Raw genomic sequence first — 3,252 nt, 5'->3', positions numbered from 1 at the left:
AATGGATCGAATTTCTGGATTCGATGAATATCAGTTATGCCTGCTGGAGCTTCTGCAATAAGGGAGAGTCCGCTTCTTATCTGAAGACCTCCTGCAACAAGACAACGGGTGGCTTTGAAGAGTCCGATCTGACAACGACCGGAATCTGGCTTGTGAATACCTACCGGGTGCATCAGGATGCGGAAGAAGGAACAGATACAGAAACAACAGCGTCTCCGAGTCCGAGTGAGGCACCAACCGCGAAGCCGACCGTGAAACCGACGGCAGTACCGACAAAGGCACCAACCGCGAAGCCGACTGTGAAGCCGACGGCAGTACCGACAAAGGCGCCAACGGTGAAGCCGACAGTAAAGCCGACGGCTGCACCAACAAAAGCGCCAACAGAGGCACCGACAGTAAAGCCGACGGCAGCGCCGACAAAGGCACCAACCGCGAAGCCAACCGTAAATCCAACAACAGTGCCGACACTGGTGCCAACGATCGTGCCAAGTGCAGTGCCGACACAGGAGCCGAATGAAACCGATAGTCCGGTGCCGGCGCCAACACCAAGTCAGACACCGGTTCCAACACAGACTCCGCTGCCGACGACGGCACCAAGTCCAAGTGTTTCTGAAGTGCCAACGGATTCGCCTTTGCCTGCGCCATCTGCAGAGCCAAGTCAGACACCGGCACCGACCGTAACACCGACCGCAGTGCCAAGTCAGACGCCAACGCCGACAGGCACACCGGTTCCGACAACGGAACCTACGACAGAGCCGACAGTTGTGCCTACAGCAGAGCCGACCGTAAAGCCGACGGTAGTACCAACGAAGGTTCCGACAGCAGTACCTACAAAGGTGCCAACTACAGCGCCAACAGTAGAACCGACAAAGGCACCAACAGCGGAACCGACCGTAAAGCCAACCGCGGCACCAACGAAGGCACCGACAGCAGTACCTACAAAAGTGCCAACTACAGCACCAACAGTAGAACCGACAAAGGCACCAACAGCGGAGCCGACCGTAAAGCCGACGGTAGAGCCTACTATAGTTCCAACACAAGAGCCAACACCCGGAGTTAGCGAAACACCGGTTCCGACACCGGGAATAAGCGAGACACCGGCACCAACGCCCGGAGTCAGTGAAACACCGGCACCGACCGGGACACCGTCAACAACACCGTCGCCGGACAAGACGCCGGGAGCTTCTGCAACACCAACTCCGAGCGGAACAACACCTGGAGCAGGCACGGGTGTTACACCACAGCCTTCGCAGAGCGACACAGCGCTTGACGATGAAGATTCTACCGCATCATCTGTAAAGCTCCGCCTTGCTAAGAAGAAACTGACGATCAAGCGCGGCAAGAAAAAGCGTATTGTCGTTAAGGTAAAAGTGCCGGGTGATAAAGTTAAGAAGTATAAGGTGATCAGCGGAAAGAAATTTGTGAAGGTCAATGCCAAGGGTGTTGTTATAGCAAAGAAAAAAGGAAAAGCAACCATTGAAGTCATTATGAAGAGCGGAGCAAGTGCGAAGTGTAAAGTGGTTGTGAAGAAGTAAAGTAAAAAATCAGAATCAGATGCAGCAAAAGTCCGTTATCGACACCGGTAATGGACTTTTTGCTGTATACATAAAAGATACATTTTCTTAACGAAATGTTCATTGTATTTCCGACATCCGTTTTGTATAATAGTTTCGCTTTTTGAAATGATGCAGTGGAGGGAAAGGAAATGGCAGCAGAAAAAAGTAAAATGAAAAACCTCACAGAAGGTTCTCCGGCAAAGCTGATCATCGGTTTTGCGATTCCTATGTTTCTTGGAATGTTATTTCAGCAGTTTTATAGCATGGTCGATACCATGATCGTCGGGAAATTTCTGGGTCTAAAGCCTCTGGCAGGCGTAGGCTCTACAGGATCGCTGAATTTTATGGTGATTGGCTTCTGCATTGGTGTGTGCAATGGATTTGCAATACCGGTGGCTCAGAAATTTGGCGCAAAGGATGATAGTGCACTGCGCCGGTTTGTGGCAAATGCGACATGGCTTTGCATTGGCTTTGCGGCTGTAATGACGATCGCCGCATCCGTTTTCTGCAGGGACATTCTGTTGTTTCTGCGGACGCCGCAGAATGTATTTCAGTATGCATACTGGTATATGCTGATCATTTTCCTTGGGATTCCATGTACATTTTTATATAATTTTCTGGCGGCGCTGATTCGCTCGCTCGGAGACAGCAGGACACCTGTGGTATTTTTGGCAATTTCCTCCGTATTAAATATTGTGCTTGATCTGGTATTTATTCTCGTATTTCGTTGGGGCGTGATCGGTGCCGCACTGGCAACAGTTTTGTCGCAGGGTATTTCCGGGGTGTGCTGTCTGTTCTATGTGGGCAGGACATTTCCAATCCTGCATGGAAGCCGCAGCGAATGGAAGGTGCAGCCACGGTATATGGTTCGGTTGTGTACGATCGGGATTCCGATGGGACTGCAGTATTCGATCACGGCGATCGGAACACTCGTTATTCAGGCTGCAGTCAATGGATTTGGCGCAACGGTTATGGCGGGCGTAACGGCAGCCGGTCGTCTGGGCAATTTCCTGTCCTGTCCGATTGAGGCACTTGGTCAGACGATGGCTCCATATGTGGGGCAGAATGTCGGCGCCGGAAAGCTGAAACGTGTCAGTAAGGGGCTGAAGGCTGCATCGTTGATGGGCTTTTGCGTCTCTGCCGTGCTTCTTGTGATTGTTGTATTATTTGGGCGCAGGATGTCCGTTCTCTTTCTGGATGCAGGAGAAGTTGAGGCAATGGGATATGCCTATCAGTACATGACGGTGACTGCGGCAGGTTATTGTCTGCTGACGCTTGTCAACACCGTTCGTTTCACGATTCAGGGAATGGGCTTTTCCGGAATTGCGATCCTCGCCGGAGTGTTTGAAATGGTGGCAAGAACATTGGCAGGAACCTTGCTTGTGGCAGTGGCAGGCTACTTCGGTATTTGTATGGCAAATACGCTGGCATGGATTTTCGCGGATGCATTTTTGATCCCGGCATTTTTCCTGTGTCGCAGGAGACTCGAGAAGCATTATCCGTCTGAGTAACAAATGTTACAAAAATGGTTTCGGCATTTTGTAACATATTACATACAAAGACTTCCCATACCTCAAATTGATGTATGCCCATAATATTTCTTATGTCCTAAAAATCAATGAGACATTTTGCCTCGAAAAACATATTTATCCGTGAGCTGTGACTAAAAAATTGACGCAGATCAGTAGGATTTCTG

General features: G+C 50.3%; 2 protein-coding genes. Both read left to right on the top strand.

Annotated features, from left to right (window positions below):
* Nucleotides 1–1,535: Ig-like domain-containing protein (locus tag DXA20_RS15845; protein ID WP_199877098.1), on the top strand; the 1,535-nt coding region annotated here is incomplete at its 5' end.
* A 170-nt stretch (nucleotides 1,536–1,705) separates the two neighbouring features.
* Entirely contained in the window at nucleotides 1,706–3,067 is a 1,362-nt protein-coding gene (locus tag DXA20_RS15840) for an MATE family efflux transporter (RefSeq protein WP_118562089.1), read from the top strand.
* Nucleotides 3,068–3,252: the final 185 nt, after the last annotated feature.

The sequence above is a fragment of the Roseburia sp. AM59-24XD genome (assembly GCF_003478445.1).
Taxonomy (GTDB): Bacteria; Bacillota; Clostridia; order Lachnospirales; family Lachnospiraceae; genus Jutongia.
This window is presented reverse-complemented; position numbering and strand designations above follow the sequence as displayed.

Coding starts and splice junctions, on each gene's coding strand:
- DXA20_RS15840 (WP_118562089.1), top strand. CDS start 1,706: ATGGCAGCAGAAAAAAGTAAAATGAAAAACCTCACAGAAGGTTCTCCG.